This window comes from Streptomyces sp. NPDC088354 (assembly GCF_044753585.1).
Classification (GTDB): domain Bacteria; phylum Actinomycetota; class Actinomycetes; order Streptomycetales; family Streptomycetaceae; genus Actinacidiphila.
On the sequence record NZ_JBIVNJ010000077.1, the window covers coordinates 1 to 14,681 of the forward strand.

Annotated in this window: 12 protein-coding genes and 2 pseudogenes; 8 read left to right on the top strand and 6 right to left on the bottom strand. The window is 67.6% G+C overall.

The window, feature by feature from the left end:
* Window positions 1-799 (bottom strand): annotated as a pseudogene (locus tag ACIP98_RS40580) (hypothetical protein); the annotation flags it as partial.
* An 855-nt stretch (window positions 800-1,654) separates the two neighbouring features.
* On the opposite strand from ACIP98_RS40580, the gene ACIP98_RS40585 reads away from it, so the two are divergent.
* A complete protein-coding gene (locus ACIP98_RS40585; RefSeq protein ID WP_401981636.1) occupies window positions 1,655-1,972 on the top strand; it encodes a hypothetical protein in 318 nt (105 codons plus the stop codon).
* A gap of 325 nt (window positions 1,973-2,297) precedes the next feature.
* Here ACIP98_RS40585 and ACIP98_RS40590 read toward each other — a convergent pair whose 3' ends face one another.
* Entirely contained in the window at window positions 2,298-3,056 is a 759-nt protein-coding gene (locus ACIP98_RS40590; RefSeq protein WP_401981638.1) for a class I SAM-dependent methyltransferase, read from the bottom strand.
* A gap of 121 nt (window positions 3,057-3,177) precedes the next feature.
* On the opposite strand from ACIP98_RS40590, the pseudogene ACIP98_RS40595 reads away from it, so the two are divergent.
* Window positions 3,178-3,351, top strand: a pseudogene (locus tag ACIP98_RS40595) (IS5/IS1182 family transposase); the annotation flags it as partial.
* A gap of 106 nt (window positions 3,352-3,457) precedes the next feature.
* Here ACIP98_RS40595 and ACIP98_RS40600 read toward each other — a convergent pair.
* Window positions 3,458-3,826, bottom strand: a complete 369-nt coding sequence (locus ACIP98_RS40600) for a nuclear transport factor 2 family protein (RefSeq protein WP_319660847.1) — start codon at window positions 3,824-3,826, stop codon at window positions 3,458-3,460.
* 70 nt (window positions 3,827-3,896) lie between these two features.
* On the opposite strand from ACIP98_RS40600, the gene ACIP98_RS40605 reads away from it, so the two are divergent.
* A complete protein-coding gene (locus tag ACIP98_RS40605; protein ID WP_401981641.1) occupies window positions 3,897-4,772 on the top strand; it encodes a LysR family transcriptional regulator in 876 nt (291 codons plus the stop codon).
* A 97-nt stretch (window positions 4,773-4,869) separates the two neighbouring features.
* On the opposite strand, the gene ACIP98_RS40610 is transcribed toward ACIP98_RS40605, so the two are convergent.
* Window positions 4,870-5,934 (bottom strand): WGR domain-containing protein, encoded by a 1,065-nt coding sequence (locus ACIP98_RS40610; protein WP_401981643.1) that lies wholly within the window; start codon window positions 5,932-5,934, stop codon window positions 4,870-4,872.
* A gap of 176 nt (window positions 5,935-6,110) precedes the next feature.
* Entirely contained in the window at window positions 6,111-7,304 is a 1,194-nt protein-coding gene (locus ACIP98_RS40615; RefSeq protein ID WP_401981646.1) for a DUF4241 domain-containing protein, read from the bottom strand.
* A gap of 927 nt (window positions 7,305-8,231) precedes the next feature.
* Here ACIP98_RS40615 and ACIP98_RS40620 point away from each other — a divergent pair.
* The 3 genes from ACIP98_RS40620 to ACIP98_RS40630 all read left to right on the top strand — a co-directional run bounded on the left by ACIP98_RS40620 (window position 8,232) and on the right by ACIP98_RS40630 (window position 11,598).
* Window positions 8,232-9,074, top strand: a complete 843-nt coding sequence (locus ACIP98_RS40620) for an enoyl-CoA hydratase/isomerase family protein (protein WP_401981649.1) — start codon at window positions 8,232-8,234, stop codon at window positions 9,072-9,074.
* A gap of 310 nt (window positions 9,075-9,384) precedes the next feature.
* Window positions 9,385-10,134 carry a DUF6882 domain-containing protein gene (locus tag ACIP98_RS40625; RefSeq protein ID WP_401981651.1) on the top strand — a complete coding sequence of 250 codons (750 nt, stop codon included), beginning with the start codon at window positions 9,385-9,387 and terminating at the stop codon, window positions 10,132-10,134.
* Window positions 10,135-10,458: 324 nt separating this feature from the next.
* Window positions 10,459-11,598, top strand: a complete 1,140-nt coding sequence (locus ACIP98_RS40630) for a helix-turn-helix domain-containing protein (protein WP_401981654.1) — start codon at window positions 10,459-10,461, stop codon at window positions 11,596-11,598.
* Window positions 11,599-11,643: 45 nt separating this feature from the next.
* Here ACIP98_RS40630 and ACIP98_RS40635 read toward each other — a convergent pair whose 3' ends face one another.
* Window positions 11,644-12,255 carry a TetR/AcrR family transcriptional regulator gene (locus tag ACIP98_RS40635; protein WP_319660857.1) on the bottom strand — a complete coding sequence of 204 codons (612 nt, stop codon included), beginning with the start codon at window positions 12,253-12,255 and terminating at the stop codon, window positions 11,644-11,646.
* Window positions 12,256-12,837: 582 nt separating this feature from the next.
* Here ACIP98_RS40635 and ACIP98_RS40640 point away from each other — a divergent pair.
* On the top strand, window positions 12,838-13,185 hold the full coding sequence (locus ACIP98_RS40640; protein ID WP_401981656.1) for a nuclear transport factor 2 family protein: 348 nt from the start codon (window positions 12,838-12,840) through the stop codon (window positions 13,183-13,185).
* A gap of 146 nt (window positions 13,186-13,331) precedes the next feature.
* Window positions 13,332-14,216 carry an alpha/beta fold hydrolase gene (locus tag ACIP98_RS40645; protein WP_401981659.1) on the top strand — a complete coding sequence of 295 codons (885 nt, stop codon included), beginning with the start codon at window positions 13,332-13,334 and terminating at the stop codon, window positions 14,214-14,216.
* The last annotated feature ends 465 nt before the right edge of the window (window positions 14,217-14,681 follow it).

Here is a 14,681-nt window from a genome sequence, read left to right on the forward strand (position 1 = left end):
GTGTGCCATCGACATCGAAGAACACGGCGCCCGCATGATCGGATGAGAACACCGCCCAAGGATGCCACTGCCTCGCGAAACGCCAGATCGGGGGGGCGTCCCCGGGTACTTCCGATACACGCCCTAGTGCTCCGATGGGGCCGAAGCCTTCGGGAATCATCCATTGCGGCGCCACCGACGGGTCGATCCACCGGGAGGGCACCGGCGGGAACCCACGCAGGGCTTCGCCGAGTCCGGGCACGTCGTCGGGGTCGACCGCCTCCTGCGACGTGGTGGGGGCGCCGCCGCGCAAGCAGGTCACCACGGGCAGCCGCTGACCGCGGGCCGGTGCGATGGCCAGAGCCGCGTCCGCAAGGTTCTCGGCGGCCAGCTGCGCGGTGACGTCCATGCAGCGCCCCAGGTTGAGAGAGGAGAGCAGGATGGTGGATGCCTTCACCAGGAACGCGGTCCGCTCCCGCTCTGTGCGCAGGGCATCACGGGCGAGCTGGTGGTCGGTGTCGTCCACCAGCCACCACGCCACCGTGCCGTCGTCCCGCACGCTGGGGTACGCCTCGAAGCGGCGGGCTTGAAGGGGCCCGGACGCCGGCGCGCCCGGCTCCTGCGCGGCCCGCCGGCCGGCCGGCCGCATCGCCTGGTGGGCGGCGGCCAGCCAGGCCGGGACCACGTCGGCCAGGCGTCTCCCGGGGCGGGCCGCGGGCAGAAGTACTTGTGCGGCCCCGTTGCGCTGCAGGAGAGTGCCCGCCGCGTCAGCGACCAGGACCGGGTAGGGGGCACGGTCCCAGGGGAAGTCCGGCTCCATGTCTGCGACGGTCTGTGATCGGGTGGAGACCAAATATCGAGGACCCGCTGGGCGAATCCCTCACCTCACCAACTCGAAAGGAATCATTTCCTTCCGGCAACAATCCCCCATGGGTCGTAGGCCTGACAACCCGCCCCCCTCCCCACCCCACCATCTGCACACATATGAAGGTGATGTGCGGGTGGGGAGCAGGCGGACGACCCCTGCGGTGGCCCGGCTCCGTCGCCGTTCGCGCCCGCGCCCCCTCCGACGGCCGGCGCCGCGATTCGGCGGAGGCCGCTTACAGACCCCTGGCGGTCAGGCAGAGTCGGGCACGCGACGGTGTTCTCGAACAGCATGCGGTGCGGGCCGGACCCCACGCCTGTGCAGGCGGCGGCAGTTGAACGACACCAGATGAACGTGCAGCAGCGGCTCCCCCGGCTCCCGATGGGTGGTGTCGGAAGGCAACCGCCAACCGGACTCCGGGGGCATGAGCATGGTGAATGCAGGCCTTGGCCGAGCCCACCACCCGGATCGCGCTTGATGTCGTCCGGGCCGGGGCAGTCGCGCGGCCGAGCGAGCACTGATCACCTACGACAGGTAACCGTGACCCCGCCCCTTGGACTCACGCATCTCGGGCATACCCGGTGGGTCGAGGGTCGTGTGGGCGTCCACCACGAGGTATCGCCGGCCGCCCGAAATCCCGTGGCACCGTACTCGCGCGTGCCGTTACCGTTCTCCTGCCCACAGTCACCCTGTCAAGGACGTGCCGTTGTACACCGAGTGAGTCCCCCCGAGCGCTGATCCGTCGCGCGTCGCACTTGTGCGCCGCGCTCCTTTTCGCTGCGGTCTTCTCACTGGAACCGGTGTATTTCCATGTCCAAGAACTGGGTGGTCGTGCCCACCTGCCTGCCGATAGTCCTCCGCCGTTGCCACCGATGCGCCTCCGGGCGCTTCCGGCTCCTGGACCTGCCCTACGACAACGACCCCTGCATGGCAGCCAGGCTGCTCCAGGGCCCGGTCGTACGGCGCCGGGACGTGGGCGGCTCGGCTCGGGCCGAGCGCCCGGCCTGGCAGTCGCCGTACGGTCCGCCGCCGTACCGGGCGCACCGCGGCCGGTGGGCGCCTGTGCCGGGGGTTGCCTGGTCGCGGTCCGTTCTGCGGCGGGGACACCTGTGCGACCGGTGCGTCTGAGCGTCGAAGGTTTCGGCTCTTCGCGAGCCCCGGTCGAGAGACTGCCCGCCGAGGGGAACCTTGTGTCGGCGGTCCCCCTGAGCGGCAAGCTCCAGGGCGACTTCATCTTCACGCTCAAGCGCTGAGTCCGTCCGTCCCCGGGCCTGTCCGGCAGTATCCGATCCGCCGGACAGGTCCGAGGGCTGTCGCGTAACGGGATCTACCCCACGGCTGCCGAGACGGCGGTGGCGTCCGGCGCGTCACCGCCAGGCGTTGCCGTCGGTTCGCGGAGAGCCGCCCTGCCGGGAGTCCGCCGCCATCACTGCGTCGGTCGCGTGAGGCGCCGTCAGTCTGTTTCCAGGACGAAGAACAGGAAGCTCGGGCTTTGGGAGAGGGCGCGGAAGTCGTCGGGGAACCGTTCGCGGGCGGCCGGGACGGGCTGTGGCTCGCTGATGACGGAGATCCGGAAGCCGGCTGCGGTGAACGAGTCCGTCATCGCGTGCAGCGGCCGGTTCCAGAAGCTCATGGGGACGACCCGGCCACCCATGGTCCACTCCTCGGTCCAGTTGTACGTCGCGAGGTAGTGTGGCTTCTGCCCCGCCATGCGGTGCATGGCGTAGATGGCGAAGGGATGGTCGACGGACACGATCAGCCGGCCGCCGGTCCTCAGAACACGCCGTAGTTCAGCCAGCGTCGGGGCCCAGTCCTCCAGGTAGTGCAACACCAGGGAGGCGATGACGTCGTCGAATGCGTTGTCAGGGAACGGCAGCGGGTCACGCAGATCCGCCACTTGGAGCTCCGCGCCGTCGCCCAGCCGCCGCCGGGCCACCCCCAGCATCCCTGGGCTGGCGTCGACACCGGTCACGACGGCACCGCGGTCACGCAACTCGGCGAACAGCGGGCCGGAACCGCACCCGGCGTCGAGAATCCGGCGGCCGGCCACTTCTCCTGCGAGGGCCAGGATGGCGGGCCGCTCGTAGTAGGCGTTCTGGATGCCGCCTTCGTTTGCGACCGAGTAGGCCTCGGCAAGGCTGTCGTAGTCGTTCACCCGGGCCGGGTGCGCGGGTGCGACGTGATCCTCAGGAACTGCAGTCATGCCGAGCATCCTGGTCCATCCATGCAGGCGGCGCGGCATATCGAGTGGATCGGCGCCGAAGTACGGTCGTTTGACAGAGGACGGGCGGGCGATCCCCGACGGCGAGCAAGGTGAGACGATCCAGCCGTGGCTGGTGGTCACGGCGCCGGAGCCGTCCTGGACAGTCCCGTTCACCGGACTGAGCCCGCGAGCGTTCCGCAGACCGATCACGTCCCTGCGCTATGAGGCGGACAGGGCTCGCCGAGGACGTCCGTGGTCGCTGCCGCGCGAGGACCGGGTCCTGCCGGCAGTCGCCAACTGGCGCTGCCCTCCCGTCAGAACCCTGCCCGCCACCTATCAAAGATCCATGACGGGACAGCCCTTGGGGCGCGTATCGAGTTGTGACCAACCCGGTGCCGGGGTCTTCCTCGTCAGCTCTGCCTCTCGAATCCCGCCAGCAGTGCGCGGGGATCGAAGGTCACCCGGATCCGGGTGACCTTCCCGTTCTCCGCGTGCATCCAGTTCGCCGTCGGGGTAGGCGGCGCAACGCTCGTATGCAGGTCGAACCAAGTGATCGCTTCATCGTTTTCCGCCACCCGCACCTTCACGTCGATCTTCTCCAGCACCTGGCCGAGCCCCTTCAGCCCAGCGAGCGCCTCCTCCACGCCAGACGCTGTTCCCAGCGCTCCGACGAAGTCGACATCCTCGGCCAGCAACCCCCGCAAGGTCTCGAAGTCGCCTGCTTCCCAGGCGGTGAAGTAGGTCTCGGCAAGCTCTCGCACAGTCTTCGTCGTCGTCATGCCGTCATCCTTCAGCCACCGCCTCCATCCGTCCAACAGATAGATCAGATGACTTCTATCATTACTGGCTATGGAGATTCACCAGCTTCGCTACTTCGCCGCGATCATGGACGAGGGCACCTTCACCGCTGCCGCTCATCGCCTGCACGTCAGCCAGTCCGGCATCAGCACCCAGGTGGCCAAGCTGGAGTTGGAGCTGGGCCAGCAATTGCTCGACCGCACCGGCCGACACATCCGCCTCACGCCGGCCGGCGAGGCCGTTCTCCCTCTGGCGAAGAGCGCCCTCGCCACCCTTGAGGCCATCCGGCACACCGTCGCCGAATTCGCCCATGCCGTCCGCGGCCGGGTCCGTCTCGGCATGATCATGGGCTGCTCGATCCCGGCCTTCCTCGATTCCGTCGCCGATCTCGGCCGTACCCACCCCGGTATCGAACTCAGCCTCCATGAGGGCTACTCCGGCGACCTCCAGGCCCTCGCTCTCTCCGGCTCTGTCGACCTCGCCCTGATCGGATACGCGGGCGACGTTGCCCCAGGCCTGGAGGTGAGCATCGTCCTCGACGAACCGGTCGCCGTTGCCGTCCCGGCCGGGCACCCTCTCGACCGGAAGGAACTGAGCCTCGCCGACCTCGGCGGAGAGAAAATCCTCTGCCTTTCCCAAGGCACCGGCATCCGGGCCGCCTACGAGGACTCCTGCCACAGAATCGGTCTCGCCCCACGCGTGGACATCGACGCCAGCTCCCCAGTCACCCTGCTCCGTCTCGCTGAGCGCGGCATGGGCGTGGCCGTCCTCAGCGCGTCCTCCGTACACGGCACCGGCCTGCAGACCGTCCCGCTCACGGATGCCGCCACGCACGCCCGGCTCGGACTCATCATCCGCCAGGGCCAGTCCTCTCCAGCCGTACAACTCCTGCGCACCAGGCTCCTTGCCGCTCTGCAAGCCCGCTAGGGTGCGCTGACCACATGCCTTCACCAGGCGAGGGTTGTCTCCGGTGGGGCAGGCCGGAGCTGCGTCGTGTGCGCTCGCGGACGAGGCGCCAAGCAGCTCAGCCGTGGAGGAAGGAGGTGACTTCGGAGAACGGTGTGGTGGTCCCGGGTGTGAAACGCCTGGTCTCGCCTCGGAAGGAGCGGACCTCCAGCCAACTCTGGGCTGCCGCGGTCGGGAGGACGTCCAAGAGCGCCTTGAGGTCTGCGGATCCGAAGACCTTGAAGGTCTGCGTCCGCCGGTAGTTGGACGGCTGGACATCGAACCTGAGGTCGACGACCGGCTGTGGTGGGCGGCTCCAGTCGCTGTAGGGCAGTGCACCGTGGCCGCGGATTCGCGCGTCGACGAGGACTTCCGTATCCGCGTCGCCGATCTCGCAGTCGAAGATCGGAAAGGCTGTCGCGACGCGAGCGGCGATGGCTGGATAGGCGATGCAGGCTTGCCCAAGTGCCGGCGCGCAGAACAAGGCGTGAGTAAAGGGTCCCACCGGGGTTGACAGCGGCACCTTGTGGTGGGATTGCCCGCCGCAGGGCAGATCGCGCCTGGTGCAGAGGACGGCCAGGAAGGACGACACGGTCGCGGGGTCATGGCACTGTCCGCGCACGGTGAAGCGAACGGCGCTGCGTCCCTGGTCTCGCAGCACGAAGTACTCGTGAAATCCCATCGGGTGGCCCGGGGCATGGCTGCGGTGGTACGTCTCCTCGAAGCCATCGATCGGCAGGTACTCGGGGACCGGCGCGTGCGACCGGGAGCTTGACTTGATCACGTCGAGGACGCGCGTCTGCTGGTCAAGTTCGGCGACGTCAAACGGCCGAGCGACCTCGGTGAAGCCCTTACGGAGCCATTCGTTGATCTTGCGGGAAGCGTGACGGCCTGCATGCTGTTCGTCGTCCAGCGTCGACGTGCCCGCCTTGCCGCTGGTACCTGTCCCGCCCCAGCGGAGGAAGCAGCGGATGCCTTCCTGGCGAATCTCCCGGTACTCGGTCTCAGCCCCCTGCAGGAGCTCGAATCGCCGCCAGCCCGTCACCAGTTCCTCCCGCGCGATGTGAACAGGGGTGCGGCGCAGTGCAAACCCGGGCCGTCCTCCGGCCGACACGCTATCCCGTGACTGAGCGGTCGTCGCCACGCCGGGTGTCGTCCAGGCCGCCGCTGGGAGTGGCAACGGCTGCGATGTCAGGATCGGTGGAGCGAGGCGCCTGCCAGGCTTCCGGCCGGGCTACCGCCTGGATGGTTACGTCGGTGCCGAAGCAGCACGCAGCCTCGAGTGGACGTTGCAGGACATCCAGGGAGCGGGAGTCGATCTCACTCTCCCCCGTCGGCGGAACGGAGCTGGAAGTCGACGACGACGCAACCAACCTGTCCGTCATCGGTGCGGCCGATCCAGACGGGGTAGGCCCCGTCGCCCCGGCCGGCACGGAAGGCGATGAGGTTCGGTTCGGGCTCCGTGCCCGGCAGTTCGACGGTGAACTGGCTGCCGAGTGCTGCGAACAGGTCCTCGTCCAGCCGGTCTTCGATCACCGTCCGAGTCGCATCCATGAAAGCCGCTGTGCCGGTGTCCACGCCAACCCCGTAGAACTGGCCCTCGCCGAGCAGCCCCAGGTCCTCCTCGGGCCGGAGAGCCATTTCCCACTCATGGGGCGGAATGTCCAGGAACGTCACCCTGGCCGCAGCGACACCGGCCCCCCGTGTCGTGCGCAAAAGCGACAGCGTGACCGGGAACTCGCCCGGTGGCACAGCGACGGTCCGCGAGGTCTCTCCGATCCAGCCGGGGTCCGAGACCGCCAGTTGCCCTGAGGTGATCCGCAGCAGGCCGGCGTCAACGGGCTCGACGACGGCCGGCCCATCCGGAGTCTCGCACGCGCCCGGAATGAACAGTTGCTCGATTCCGCTGGCGCGCAGCGGTCCCGATCCTTCCTCCACCGACACGTCGTTCAGGACTACCGTCGTGGCGGGCTCGTGGCCCTGCTGGGCGAGGAACGGCGCGAACACCTGCCAGTCGCCGAATTCCGGTACGGGGCAGAGGAAGCTTTCGACGGGCGTCTGGAACCGCCGCACGGGGACGCCCGTCGGTTCGGCTGTCAGAGCGTGCAGTGCTCCCCTCGGTCCGGCGAACTCGGAGCTCACTTCGACCTGTCCGTCGGCCGAGACGGTCGTGGTCTCCTGAACATCCCAGTTCCAGGACGAGTGCTCCTGCTCGTGGGAGAACTGCCATCGGGTGTTCCTGTGAGCCAACAACATCCCCGCGCTGTGCGGCTTGAGGTCGATCATCTGCATGCGCCAGGACCTGTCGTCGAACAGATACACACGCCACATCCGGCGCGGCCAGTATTCGACCAGTGCCAGCGGTCGCTCCCGCGCGGACAGCAGAACCGCGTACTCCATCCCGGCAGCATGCCGGCGTGCCGCGACCGCGCGCGACATCGGGTCCGGATGGGTCATTCCCCTCTGGGAACCCCACATGTCGCCGTACGACACATCAAGACTGTCGAAGATCACAGCCGCGCATCTCCCCCCGTGGCACCAGCCGCCCCCGAGCAGTGGCGCTCGACAGGTGACCCCGCCGCATCGCACTGCCCTTCCGGAGCTTCGTCGTGCCGCCAGTCTGGCACTGAGGTGTGACACACAGGGTTGTGGGAGGCCGGCAACCCGGGGTTACCGACGATAGGGGCCGCCGCAGGTGACGAAACACAGCCGGTTCGGCGAGCCCCACCGGTGATGCGTGCGTCGCGTCAGCGCCGACGCTCAGGGGCGGGAACGCGGGCACTCCTGCGCGGGAGCCCAACCCGGCGAAAGCCGCGCTACGGCCGGTCGACGAACGCACAGCACAGCGGGGCGTACCAGCGCATGCACACCGATCACCAGCGCCCGCTGACCGTGCGTCGGAAGCCGCTCCTCGGCGGCACGGTGCGGCGGCTGTTTCGGTACCCGCGACCGGGCCTCCCTGGCCGCGACGTTCGAACCGCGGTGACGACCAGCGCCTTTCCGGCCGACCTGGTCGGACGAGCCGTTCCCGATCACTCACGGACGGCCTTACGTCCTCCGTGACCCACGGATGCTGCCGATCGTTCGCGAGCTGTTCGCCGGTGAAGTTCGCGCTTCAAGGATTTGCACACGGGCTCGATGCATCCGACAACGCGCCCGCGACGCGGCCCATGCGAATGGCCGAACGTAGCCTGGTGACGCACATCAAGTACGCAGGAACCCGGCAAACGCGCGTCAGCTGCACCGGATCGGAAGGGCTCACGGCGATGGTCCGTGCCGCCGCGGCCAGCCGGAATCGTGAGCTGGTGCGCACCCGAGGGCAACCGCTGACGATGAAGCAAACCATGCGGACCAGGACCGACGCCGGGGCCTCCCGTACACCTCACCCCTGTCGCATGACCTGCTCGGCGGGCGGGTCACTGCAAACAGAGGAGATGAATCATGAAGCAATGGACCCATTTCTCGGTGACCGTCGAGACCGGGCGTCTATGGAGGATCACGTTCGACAGCCCGCCGATCAACCTGGTCTCCCCGGAGATGCTCACTGAGCTTCCGCGGCTGGTCGATCAGATGGAGGCTGCTCCGGAGCTGCGTGTGGCCGTGTTCGAGTCAGCGAACTCCGAGTACTTCCTGAACCACTACGACACCTCCCGGGTCACCGAGACCCCCAAGGAACTGGGCGCAAGCGGCTACCCGCTGCTGATCGATACGACCACGCGTCTGTCACGCCTGCCCGTCGTCTCGATCGCGAAGGTCCGCGGACGGGTCAGGGGTGTGGGGAGTGAGCTGATCCAGGCGATGGACATGCGTTTTGCCAGTGAGCGGGCATGGTTCTGCCAGCCTGAGACCGCCAACGGCAACGTCCCCGGCGGCGGCGGCCTCGAGCACCTGCCCCTGCTGCTCGGCCGTGCTCGCGCGCTGGAGGTGGCCCTGTCCAGCGACGACTACTCGAGTGACCTGGCCGAGCGGTACGGATGGGTCAACCGCGCAGTCCCCGACCGTGAACTCGACACGCTCGTCGACACCCTCGCCCGCCGGGTGGCCTCATTCGACAAGGAGTCGATTGCCGCCGTAAAGCAGCAGGTCAACCGATATACGTTGCCGTCCGCAGAGGATCTGCAGTCCTCCTACGACATTTACGTCCACTCATTCGGCTGGCCGGGATCCAAGCGCAGACTTCCGGCCGCGCTCGCCGCGGGACGCAACCGACCAGGCGACTACGAAATGCGCCTGGGCTACCACCTCGGACGGCAGCCGGAAGAAGACACACAGGCAAGTTCGTGAGATGGACCAGCAACGCTCGTCTCGAGAGCTGTCCAGAGAACGTTGACGTTCCCCGATGGGACCGCATCGTCACCCTCCACTGCCCGCCGAGCGCTGCTGGCTGGACCAGTCGTGCCGTCGCAGCAACTCCCAGGCCCCGCGCACCGACAACGCCACCCCCCCTCCGGCTCTCGATCAGCACACGGTCCGGGGACAGCGTCCAGCTGTGGACGATCACGTGATCACCCGCCTTCCCCACCTGCCGACGGCCAGGTAGCCGCTCCAAGGGGTCGTTGCCGACTGGTCAGTGTCCTCTGGCAGACTCCGCAGCATGGGATGGTTCAAGCGCGCCCAGGAGACGGAGAGTGCCGGTCAGGCCGCAGAGCGGGCTGACCTGAGCGTGCTGCTCCTGCAGGGCGAAGACATGATCGAACAGCTGGGTCGTGCGCATATGTCCTGGGGCCTGGGATCGGCGGACCGCTGGGATCTCGACCAGACGACGGGCATGATCACCTGGACCTTCCCCGACAAGACAGCCACGGCACCGGCACAGATTCTCGGCAGCTTCAGCCCGGCCTCGCGCTCATGGCTGTGGGCCTGGGCCAACCAGAGCATCCTTCCGGACATGAGCCGAGACGCGCGCGTCTTCCGGGACTGGGCAGAGGCCAACGGGCATCCTTCTCTCGCCCAGCCGAGGATCGAGGCCGATGAGACAGCCGCTGCGACGCTCGTGGCCTTGGCTGTTCGGGTCACCGAGGCGACCGGCTATTACCGGGGCCCGGGAGGCAACTCCGCCGTCATCATCACGTTCGGTCCGGTCACCCTGACCTCCGCGGACGGCAGTGTCTCCGACGTCGACATCAGCGTCAGTCAGCGCGCGCCAGAGAAGTGGGCCGCGACCCGGCGCCTGGGCCTCAGTGCTCAAGCGCCCACGGAAGACCCACGCGGTCAGCTGTCGGTCACGGTCGCGGTCCGCTTTTGTCGGTGCGGTTCCCGGGGCGCTTGTTGGGGCGGTAGCCGGGTCGTTCATGATGACCTGGTGGCTGGTGTTGATCAGCCGGTCCAGGAGCGATTCGCGTGATCGCTGACACCACCGCTCATCCACCGACACCTGAGCCTCCGGCGTCGCGGAAAAGCCGCTCCAACGTCGCGACATCGTTGTCACCCCTCGATCGTTCGCCGGCCGCCCCAAGGCCTGCAACCCGCCACACCAGAACCGGCGCCCGTGAGCCGCATGGGACGCGCTCCGTGCCGTCGCCGACCATTCCGCTCGTGGATGGACCTGCTGTGGTCGTCTAAAGCAGGGAACGGTGCCGGACTCCTGATGACGGCCCGTGCGATTTCACCGGGATGTTTCGGGTTTCCAGGGGTCCCCGAATCGCGTTTCTGCGGGTATCCCGCAGTCTTGCACGACAAGCGGTCCGTGAGCGCGGCCGGAGCTTACGGTGGCAGGGCAAGGGGTTCCGCGATCTCGCGCTCGGCACACTGCTCCAGAACCCAATGCCACATGGAACTTCGCGAGGGCATCGTGATCCAGGCATTCTTCACGGACATCAAACCACCCGCGGAGCGGGCCGCGTACTGGACGGACGCCGTGGGCAAGGCGTTCACCCGGCTGGAGGTCCGCGCGCGGGAGGACGCAAAGATCCACGGTGCCATTCGGCAGGCATCTGTCGCGGGCGTCCACGTCGGGTCCCTGGAGGCGAGCCCGCAGCGCATGACGCGGACCGCGCCGCTCATCGCCGCGGACGGCGACAATGCGCTGGTCGTGAGCCTGCAACGGGCGGGTGCCGGCGTCGCGACCCAGGACGGCCGGGAGGTCCCGGTCACGGCCGGCGAGCTCGTCATCCTCGATACGCGCAGGCCCTACGCCTTGAACTTCACCGGCCCGGTGCGACAGAGCGTCGCCACGGTCCCGCGCGAGATGCTGGACCTCCCCGACTCGGCACTGCGCCTGGCCACCGGCCGGACCTACTCAACCGTCCAGGGCATCAGCGGCGTCCTCGCGTCGTATGTGAACGGGCTCGTCACCATCACGGACCACTGCAGTTGCGCGCCCGACCAATGCGCCTGCGCGCCGGCTTCGAAGGAATTCCTCGGGCGGGGGATCGTCGACATTCTGACGGCCCTGGTCGCGCTGGAAGGCAACGCCAAGGACGTGGCCGCATACGAAGTGCAGGAAACCCTGCTCCTTCGCCTGCGCACCTACATCCGCTCCCACCTGCACGATCCGTCGCTCTCCCCGGCATCGGTCGCGGCGGCACACCACATCTCCGTTCGCTACCTGTACCAGCTCTTCCAGGGCGAGCCCATGACGGTCGGTCGCTGGATCCAGCACCTCAGGCTCGAAGGCTGCCGCCGGGACCTCGTGACCCCGGAACTCGCGGGACAGACCGTCGCGGCCATCGCGCACCGCTGGGGCTTCGCCAGCCACGCGCACTTCAGCCGCACATTCCGTTCGGTGTACGGCCTCTCCCCTGCCGAATTCCGGCGGGCCGGCCTCTCGCCGACGGGTACGGACCCAGACGTCAGCCACCGCGCCTGACAGGCTGCTCGAGACGCTCCTCAAGACCGGCCAGGACGACGCGATCTATTCGGACCGGAGCGGTTCACCGGCAGACAAAAAGCCATCCACAACAAGGTTCGCCAGGATCTCGGCGGTGGCGACCCGATCCTCGGGCGATGGCGCAGCGTCCCGTCCCAGCCGCTGCGCGAGGGGCTCCTGGGTCAGACCGGCCACCGGGCTGATGAGCGCGAAAAACAGCACGTCCAAAGGGACCTCTGGCAGACGCCCGGCCGAGGTCAGCGCTGCGACGCTCGGAGCGATCAAGGCCAGCGTCGGCCCGATGTAGTGCTGGTAGAGGTAATCCAGACGCTCGCTGTCCCGGGAGAACTCGTCCGTGCACAGGCGGTCCACCCATGGCCTGTCGACGGCCGTGCGGTAGAAGCGGACGATGATCCATCGCAGCCGCTCGGCGTCGTCCCCTTCCGGAGCGGCCTCCCCTCCGAGCTCCGCCAGCTGAGAGGTCAGGGCATGGTCTACCACGGCCCGCCAGAAGGCTGCTTTGGAGCCGTACCGGTCATTGATGAAGTTGTGGCTCACACCGAGGCGTCCAGCGAGTTCCCTCGCCGAGGCGCGGTCATACCCCAGCTCGGCGAAAGCCTCCAGCCCCTTCTGCAGGATGACCTGCTCCTCCGGCACCGGAGGAGTCTGCCTCCCTGGCCGCCCGGGTCGCCTGGTAGCCGGCCTCGCCTCTGCAGGCACACATCCTCCGTACGTTCAACCAAGCCGGGCGCCCGCGACAGGCCGCACGGTGGGCATCTCAGATTACCGGTCCGGTCGGGAGACCACAGAAACCCGCAGTGAGTCTGACATGCGTCACACATACGAGCCGGCTTGAGGGGGTCGGCGGTCACCACGTCGGCCCGGGCCGGCCGATGCCGCACAAGCAAGCCGTGGTGCAGCAGCAGGTCGCGCTGGCGGCCGGATGCCCCGCTTCTCACCCCGGGGCGAGAAGCCCAAGCCGAAGCACGTGACGAGGATGCATTAATATGACAGGTGTCAGGAAACGTGCGTGTCCCCGCCCCGCTGCGGCGCGCCCCGTCCGGAGCTTCAGCTCCGCCCAGCACAGGAACGGAACCCAACATGTCCGAAGCAGGCACGACCACCGGCCCTTCCTCTGCCTCTGCCTCTGCCTCTGCCTCTGCCTCTGCCTCTGCCTCTGCCTCTGCGGGCAACATCGCATTGGCCAGCCGCCTCCTGAGCAGCCTTGGATCCGAGGAGGTGTTCGAATTCTTCGCGGACGACGTCGTGTTCGAGTACCCTTACGCCCCCTCGCTGGGCATGCCGGACAGACTCGAAGGCAAGGCCACCGTGGTTTCCCATATACGCTCGCTGTTGGCTCAGCTCACGGGCCTGACGGTGCGCAACATACATTCCTATTCGGTTGCTGGCGACCCTGATACCGTCTTCTCCGAATACGAGGGCGAGGCTCTGACTCGCAATGGCGGCACCTACCAGCAGATTTACATGAGCAAGATGCTGTTCCGGGACGGCCAGTTGGTCTTGCTCAGGGAGCTGTGGAACCCCATGAAGGTGATCGAGGCCGCCGGCGGTACCGCCACGGTATGACCCCCGGATCTCGGTCCGGACTCTCAGCGTTCGACCCTGTCCGAATCTGTCCAATTCATGGTCCCGGCTCACATCGGGTGACAACCGAGAGCCGCGTCGTAGCAGTGTGCCGTCATCCAGCCGACTGCGGGAAAGGACCGTCATGTGTGGAGACGATCAGAATGTTCACGATACCCCTGCCGGATCAACGACTGCTTGCTGTTGAGGTTTCCGGGCCCTCTACTGGAGTTCCTCTTTTCTACCATCATGGATCGTCGACATCGGGAACGCAGTTCCGCTTTCTTCAGCGCGCCGCCCATGATCGTGGCCTTCGGCTGGTTTCGTTCTCCCGCCCGGGCGTAGGAGCGTCCACTCGACTGCCCGGCCGTTCGGTGGCGGATACGGCGAACGACGTTGCTGCCGTGCTGGATCATCTCGGAGCTTCGAATTCGCTCCAGTTCGGCTGGTCCGGAGGTGGCCCCCACGCACTGGCGGTCGCGGCCCGGCTGCCCGAGCGGGTGGCCGGGACGGTGGTCATGTGCAGCGTGGCCCCGTACGAGGAGCTGGGGTCGGATTTCTTTGCCGGCATGGCCCAGAGCAATGTCGATGAATTCAAGAGGGCGCTCATGGGGGAAAATCTTCTCCGTCCCTCGCTGGAGGACGACGCTCAAAAAATGCGTTCAGCCAGTGCCGAGGACGTTCGCCAGATCCTGATGAATCTGCTGTCGCCCGCGGACCGTGTCCTTGCGACAAAGGAAGTGGCGGCAGACATCGGTGCGAGCTGGGCCGAGAGTCTGCGGCACGGAGTCGACGGCTGGGTCGATGAAACTCTCTCATATGTCAAGCCATGGGGATTCTCGGTACAGGAGATAGCGGTACCCACCGCGGTCTGGCACGGAGCCGAAGATCTGGCTGCGCCCTTCGCTCACGGCACGTGGCTCGCGCAGCATATTCCTGGCGCAACCGCACATCTACTCGAGGGACATGGGCACATGTCGATCTTTCTCGCTTCGGTCGATCAGGCCCTCGCCGAACTGGCCTCGACTCTCTGAGTGACGTGGTGACGATGCCGGGGACCGGCCGGGCCCGGCCCGGCCGATCACTCCCCGGCAAGCGACCCGGTGCAGGCGGACGCTGCTGTCCGGGCGATCCCCCGGCGACGTTCTCGGGGAAGGCCCGCTTCCCGAAGCCGATCGCCGAGCCAACTCGGGGCCGGTGTCGACGCGCGAGTCCATCCAGCACTTCGCGGCGGGATGGGACCGAAAGGCGGTCGGCCACGCAAGACGCCGCCGCCGGCGGCCTGAGCATGCGCACGGCGGCCTGGAATCCCCATCGGGGTTCCGGGCCGCTGTGCTGCGCCGTGGCGCGGATCGGGCCGCCGAATCCCGCCGCGCCAGACCACGTGCCGGGCCTCGTCGAGGTCTACCACCAGATGACGACGTATCCGTTGCCGCCAGCGTCACCGGGGTTGAGAGGACCACCGGCGCCGCTGTTGCCGCCGGTGCCCGCGTTCGGCG

Bases quoted from the DNA above. Each gene is read 5' to 3' on its own strand.
- ACIP98_RS40620 (WP_401981649.1), top strand. From the start codon at position 8,232: ATGAAGCAATGGACCCATTTCTCGGTGACCGTCGAGACCGGGCGTCTA.
- ACIP98_RS40605 (WP_401981641.1), top strand. From the start codon at position 3,897: ATGGAGATTCACCAGCTTCGCTACTTCGCCGCGATCATGGACGAGGGC.
- ACIP98_RS40625 (WP_401981651.1), top strand. From the start codon at position 9,385: ATGGGATGGTTCAAGCGCGCCCAGGAGACGGAGAGTGCCGGTCAGGCC.
- ACIP98_RS40585 (WP_401981636.1), top strand. From the start codon at position 1,655: ATGTCCAAGAACTGGGTGGTCGTGCCCACCTGCCTGCCGATAGTCCTC.
- ACIP98_RS40600 (WP_319660847.1), bottom strand. From the start codon at position 3,826: ATGACGACGACGAAGACTGTGCGAGAGCTTGCCGAGACCTACTTCACC.
- ACIP98_RS40590 (WP_401981638.1), bottom strand. From the start codon at position 3,056: ATGCTCGGCATGACTGCAGTTCCTGAGGATCACGTCGCACCCGCGCAC.